This window comes from Amycolatopsis vastitatis (assembly GCF_002234595.1).
GTDB classification, from domain to species: domain Bacteria; phylum Actinomycetota; class Actinomycetes; order Mycobacteriales; family Pseudonocardiaceae; genus Amycolatopsis; species Amycolatopsis vastitatis.
The window spans coordinates 161,026-167,025 of the sequence record NZ_NMUL01000033.1 but is presented as its reverse complement, the minus strand read 5'-3'; the positions used below and the strand labels follow the sequence as shown (position 1 = coordinate 167,025).

Sequence of the window (6,000 nt, the reverse complement as noted above, 5' to 3'; positions counted from 1 at the left end):
AACGCCACATTGGGGCGCTCGGCGAGGGCCGCGGCGCGACCTGCCCCACCGAAAGAGGAGCCTCCGATGACCGTTCCGCTGTCCGTGCTCGACCTCGCCCTGCTCGGCACCGAGTCGGCCAGTGCCGACGCGCTGCGGGACACGACCGAGGTCGCCCGCCGCGCCGACGAGCTGGGCTACCACCGGTTCTGGGTCGCCGAGCACCACAACGCGCGCAGCGTGGCGAGCACCTCGCCCGCGGTGCTCGCCGCCCACCTGGCCGCCGTGACGTCGCGGATCCGGGTCGGGTCCGGCGGCGTGATGCTGCCCAACCATCCCGCGCTCGTCGTCGCCGAGCAGTTCGCCATGCTGGAGGCCCTGCATCCCGGGCGGATCGACCTGGGGATCGGCCGGGCGCCCGGCACCGACCCGGTCACCGCGTCGATGCTGCGCCGGGCGCCGGCCGCGCTGACCGACGCCGAGTTCCCGCGGTACCTGCAGGACCTGCTGGGACTGCTCGGTGACCCGCGGACGAGCGACGGCGTCTGGGACCGGTTCGCCGCCACTCCCGTGGCCCGCACCGCGCCGAGCGTCCTGTTGCTCGGGTCGAGCGACTTCAGCGCCCGGCTCGCGGCCCGGCTCGGCCTGCCCTACGCCTACGCCCACCATTTCGGCACCGGCGCCACGTTGCCCGCGATACAGCTCTACCGCGAAACGTTCGTCCCGTCGGGGGTCCTCGCCCGGCCGTACGTGATCGTCACGATCAACGTCCTCGCCGCGGACACCGACGATGAGGCGGACCGGCTGGCGGACCCGCACCGCGTGCGCGTGCTGGAAATGCTGATCGGCCGGTCGGAACAGCTGCTGCTCGGCCCGGCGGCGGCCGCGGCGCACCCGCACGTGGACAAGGCCCGGCGGCTGCCGATCAACCTGATCACCGGCGCGCCGGACACGGTCGCCGCCGGGCTGGCCGCGCTCGCCGCCGAAACCGCGGCCGACGAGCTGATGGTGATCACCGAGTCGGCGGAGGTCGCCACCCGGTTGCGGAGTTTCGAGCTGCTGGCGGGGGCGTGGTCGCGGGCGGGGTTGCCGGTGTTGCGGTGAGGGGGCCGGCCCGCGTGTAGTGAATGACTCATTCCTGTCGTCTGGGGACAGGAATGAGTCATTCACAACATCGAGACCACCGGCGAGGGCTCGTACTCGATGAAGCCCGGGTTCAGGATCCCGGCGGGGTCGTAGCGGTGCTTCAGCTCGTTCACCTTCGGCCACTCGCTGCCGAAGTGCAGCCGCCAGCGCGGCAGGTCGAAGTGCACCCAGGTGGCCAGGTGACGGGTGCCGCCCAGCTCCAGCGCCAGGTCGCTGACCTTGCCGAGCAGCGCCAGCGCGCCGGGCAGCTTCGCGGTGGCCACCCGCGGGAAGAGCGCGACCATGACCATTCCCGCTTCGCTGTCCGGAACCCGGAGCATGGGCGTGGCCGTCACGGCACGCCTGGCGGGCCACAGCACCATCGCGTCGGCGCCGGCGAGCAAGCCGTGCAGCCGGCGCCGGCACACGGACAGGAACACCCGCGCGCGCGACCACGGCAGGTACGTCACCACCCAGGGCTGGGCGACGCCCGGCACGGGCGGGACCTCGCCGGCCCGCGGGCGAGCCAGGAACGTCGCCGTGGGCTGGTCGGACGGCGGTCCTTGGCGAGCCACCAGGCCGGCCACCGGGCAGCGCGGCGGAGCACTCTCGGCGTCGTCGACCTCCAGCGTGGCCAGGACCCGGTGGCGCCAGGTGCCGTCGGGAGCGGCTTCGATGGTGGACTCCAGGCTGTTCAGCGGGGTGCCGGGAGCCACCAGGCGCCGCAGGTCGGCGAGCATCTCCTCGACCGTCCGGTAGTGCAGCGGGTAGGTCCGGGCGATCGGGCGGTACGCCCGCAGCCGGTGCTCCACCTCGGTGATCACCGCGAACTGGCCCATTCCGCCGAGGACGTGCCCGAACAGCTCGGGTTCGGTCTCCGGGCCGCACCGCAGCCGTTCGCCGGCCCCGGTCACCACTTCGAGGCCCGTGCAGTTGTCGGCCTGGGCGCCGTGGCGGAACGACGACTCGCCCCAGCTGCCCGCCGAGTGGGTGCCGCCGACCGTGACGTGCGGGTAGCTCGTGAGCACCGGCGGCACCAGCCCGTGCCGGGCCGCGGCGGCGACCACCGCGCGCCACCGGGCACCCGGACCGCAGCGGAACCGCCACGCCTCGGCGTCCACCGAGAGGTGATCCAGGCCGGTCAGGTCCAGCACGACGCCACCGTCGTTGGTGGACTGTCCGCGCAGGGAGTGCCCGGTGCCCCGGGGTGACACGGGAATGCCGTGCTTCGTGGCGTAGCGCAGGGTGGCCGCGACGTCCGCGGGACCGTCCGGCCGGACCACCACGGCAGGGCGGCGGTACACGACCTGGCCGTAGTCGGTCTCGTGCGCGGCCAGCGCCGCCGGGGCGTCCGAGACCCGGCCCGCGAGCAGTCCGCGCAGGTCCGCCGTCAATGCCCGATCGTTCATGGGGTCCGCTCCAGTTGGGTGCGCAGCAGGTCGGCGTAGTGGCCGCCGAGCTCGAGGAGTTCTTCGTGCCGGCCGGACTCGACGACGCGTCCCCGGTCGAGCACCAGGATCCGGTCGGCGTTCTGGATGGTGGACAGCCGGTGGGCGATGACGATCCGGGTGCACGCCAGCCCGCTGAGATTGGTGTCCACCACCGCTTCCGTCGCCATGTCCAGGTGGCTGGTCGCCTCGTCGAGGAGCAGGAACGTCGGGTTCGTGGCCAGCGCCCTGGCCAGGGCCAGCCGCTGGCGCTGGCCGCCGGACAGGCCGCTGCCGCCTTCGCCGAGCAACGTCTCGTACTGCATCGGCATCCGCTCGATCTCGTCGTGGATGCCCGCCAGCCGCGCCGCTTCGACCACCCGGTCCAGCGGCATGGCGGGGTCGCCGATCGAGATGTTCGCCCGGATGGACCCGTTGAACAGGAACGGTTCCTGGAGCACGACACCGAACTGGCGGCGCACCCCGTGGACCCCGAGCTCGGCCAGCGGTGTCCCGTCGTAGCGGATGGTCCCGCCCGTCGGCTGGTACAACCCGAGCAGCAGCAACGCCAGCGTGCTCTTGCTGGCCCCGGTGCGGCCGACGAGCGCGATCTTCTGCCCGGGTTCGGCGGTGAACGACACGTCTTCGAGCACCCGCGGCCCGTGCGGGTCGTAGGAGAACGAGACCCCGGACAGCTCGAGCCGGCCGGTGAGCCGCGGTTCGCCCGCCGGGGTGGCCGGTTCGGGTTCGGCCTCGACGACGTCGATGATCCGGCGCAGGTGCGCGCCCGCCAGCTGCAACTGCTGTCCAGTGGTGACCAAGGAGGCGAGCGGGGTCAGGAACGCCGTGGCGACGGCGATGAGCGCCAGCATCGTGCCGAGTGGCATCGACCCCTCGGTCACGCTCACCATGCCGACGGTGAGCAGCACCAGCGGCGCGAACGTCCGCAGCGCGTTCAGGACGGTGTCCACCACCGCCGCGAACTGGTTGCGGCGCAAGGAAAAGCCCAGCTCGCGGTGGAACAGGTCGGACCAGAAGTCCAGCACCCGGTCCTCGACGCCGCTGGCCTTCAGCGTGCCGATGCCCTTGAGCAGCTGCACCCCGAAGCCCTGCGACTCGGCCTGGGCCACGAGGTAGCGCTGGGTCAGGTCGCGCAGCGGGCGCGCCGTGACCAGCAGCACCACCACCTGGACGGCGCCGATCCCGAACGCGAGCAGCCCGAACACCCAGCTCTGCGTGAACAGCACCACGAGGAACACCAGCACGAACCCGCCGTCGAGCACCGCGGACAGCGCCTGGCCGGTGAGCATCTCCCGGATCACCGCGGAACTGCCCAGCCGCAGCAGGAGGTCGCCGCTGGTGCGCTGCGTGAAGAACGTGTAGGGCAGGCTCAGCAGGTGGCCGAACAGGCCGAGCATGATCTGCGTGTCGAAGCGGCCCTGCAGGTGGATGAGGATCGCCGAGCGGAGGTACCCGGCCACCAGGTCAGTGATGACGATGAGCGCCACGCCGACGGCGATGACGCCCAGCAGGTCGGTCAGGTGCAGCGGGATGACGTAGTCGACGAGCAGCTTGGTGAGCACCGGGACCGCGAGCGCCATCGCCTGCAGGATCAGGGAAGCGGCGACCACCTGGACGAGCATCCGCCGCCAGCCCCGCATCCGCAGCACCTGCCGCAGGTACACCGACCACGCCGACTGCCCCGGCCGGCGCGCGGCGAGTCCGGGCCCCGGGGCCACCGTGATGGCGACGCCGGTGAACTCGCGCGCGAACTCCTCGTCGTCCACGATCCGGCGGCCGACCGCCGGGTCGACGATCCGGTAACCGCGTCTCAGCCGTCGCTCGATGATCACGAAGTGGTTGAACGACCAGTGCGCGATGACCGGGAGCTCGAGCCGGCCGAGCGCGGGCAGGTCGAGCGAAAAGACCTTGGTGCGCAACCCGAACGACCGGGCGGCCTGGACGAGCGCCCGCGCGGTGATGCCGTCGCGCGCGGCGCCGAAGAACTCCCGGCACTCCGAGACCTGGGTGACACGGCCGTGGTAGCCGAGCAGCATCGCGAGGCACGCGGCGCCGCATTCGGTGGCGCTGAGCTGCAGCAGCACCGGCACCCGGCGGCGAGGGGACAGCCATCGGGCGAGCGCGCGCCACCACCGGGCGGTCATCGGAAAACCTTGCCGAGCAATGGTAATCCGGCCAGCACGCTGCGGGACCCGACCCGCACCCTGGCCGGGAGACGGTCGCCGGCCCGCACCGAGCCGGCGTCCAGCCGCACCACGGCGACCGCCGCGGGATCCGGCAGGCCGGTCCCGGTGACCCCGTACCGGGCCGACAGCTCGGCCGCCGCCACTGGAACACGCTCGTGCTGCTGGACCGTGCCGCGGACGTTGCCCTGCTGGAGCACCGCGGGCGCGCCGTCGGCCAGGCCGGGCAGATCCGCCGCCGGCAACGCGACCACGAGCACCACCGGCTCCGCGGGCCTGCCCACGTCCCGGCCCGGGACGGCGAAGGCGCTGCCCGTGCCGTAGACCGGCACGGGCAGCGCGGCGAGGGCGGCCATCAGCAGCCCGAGCACCGCCAGCACGAGCCACAGCCGCCGGAAGACCCGCGGCCGCGCCGACGGTGGCAGGACCGCCGCCCAGCGGCCGGTGCGGTGGTACTCCAGCGCCTGCGCCCGGAAGATCGACCGGGATGCCCCGGCTTCCTCGGCCATCTGCTCTCCCTCGAGTCCACGCGGCCCCGCCGGCGTGCGCGCCGCCGGGGCCGCAGCCGCCTACTGCGTGGAGGTGCAGCTGCTCCAGCAGCAGGAGTCCAGCGCGGCGGCGCCGGCGATCAGGTCGTCGAGCGCCTCGTCGGTGAGCTCGATCAGGCCGGCCGGGTTGCCCGGCAGCACGGCCCGCTGGGCCGGGCCGAGGCTGTTGCGGAACTCTTCGTCCTTCCAGGACCGGATGATTTCGTGATCGGACATGCGTTTCTCCTCGGGTGCCGATGGGACGGCCGGGATTGGCCGTCCACGCCTGCCGCAGTCACGATGCCCGGGAGTGGTGGGCAGCCGGTGGGCGAGCGGTCGGAGCCGGGTGGCGAACAATAGGGAAAGGGTCGCCCCGAGATTTTCCGCGCAGCCTTTCGGCCGGCGCCGGAAGATGATCTTGAATTCGCTTCGGCAGTGCGGTTCGGTGGGTGGAGTGGCTGCCGTGGCACGACCGGGTTGCGTCGATCGGGTCATGCCGCGCTGCGGCAGTCGGCCGAACGCCGGCGTAATTGATCTTCGCTGCACCTTGGGGCAGGCAAAGGGGAATTCCTTCTCCTGGCCAGCCGGTTGCCGTCCGGCGACGAACCCCGGCGGGGACTTGACGGCGAATTGCGGCGTGGGCAATGTTTACCGCCTGGGACGGACGAACAGGGGAGGAAGGCACGGCATCGGGCACCTTCGCGCGAATATCTGACGGAGCGCCGAAACATTCGGCGA

Annotated in this window: 5 protein-coding genes; 1 reads left to right on the top strand and 4 read right to left on the bottom strand. The window is 72.5% G+C overall.

Annotation, left to right across the window (positions count from 1 at the left end; genetic code table 11):
• Positions 1 to 66 precede the first annotated feature (66 nt).
• Positions 67 to 1,083, top strand: a complete 1,017-nt coding sequence (locus CF165_RS30635) for an MsnO8 family LLM class oxidoreductase (RefSeq protein WP_093951068.1) — start codon at positions 67 to 69, stop codon at positions 1,081 to 1,083.
• Positions 1,084 to 1,145: 62 nt separating this feature from the next.
• Here the strand turns inward: CF165_RS30635 and CF165_RS30630 are convergent, their stop codons facing one another.
• The 4 genes from CF165_RS30630 to CF165_RS30615 are packed head-to-tail and all read right to left on the bottom strand — an operon-like array spanning position 1,146 to position 5,499.
• Positions 1,146 to 2,513 (bottom strand): FAD-binding oxidoreductase, encoded by a 1,368-nt coding sequence (locus tag CF165_RS30630; RefSeq protein ID WP_093951067.1) that lies wholly within the window; start codon positions 2,511 to 2,513, stop codon positions 1,146 to 1,148.
• Positions 2,510 to 4,696 carry a peptidase domain-containing ABC transporter gene (locus tag CF165_RS30625; protein ID WP_093951066.1) on the bottom strand — a complete coding sequence of 729 codons (2,187 nt, stop codon included), beginning with the start codon at positions 4,694 to 4,696 and terminating at the stop codon, positions 2,510 to 2,512. Before CF165_RS30625 ends, CF165_RS30630 begins: the two co-directional genes overlap by 4 nt.
• Positions 4,693 to 5,244, bottom strand: a complete 552-nt coding sequence (locus CF165_RS30620) for a hypothetical protein (RefSeq protein ID WP_093951065.1) — start codon at positions 5,242 to 5,244, stop codon at positions 4,693 to 4,695. Before CF165_RS30620 ends, CF165_RS30625 begins: the two co-directional genes overlap by 4 nt.
• Positions 5,245 to 5,304: 60 nt before the next feature.
• The gene (locus tag CF165_RS30615; protein WP_093951064.1) at positions 5,305 to 5,499 is read right to left on the bottom strand and encodes a mersacidin/lichenicidin family type 2 lantibiotic; all 195 of its coding nucleotides are present in this window, start codon (positions 5,497 to 5,499) and stop codon (positions 5,305 to 5,307) included.
• Between the last annotated feature and the right edge of the window lie 501 nt (positions 5,500 to 6,000).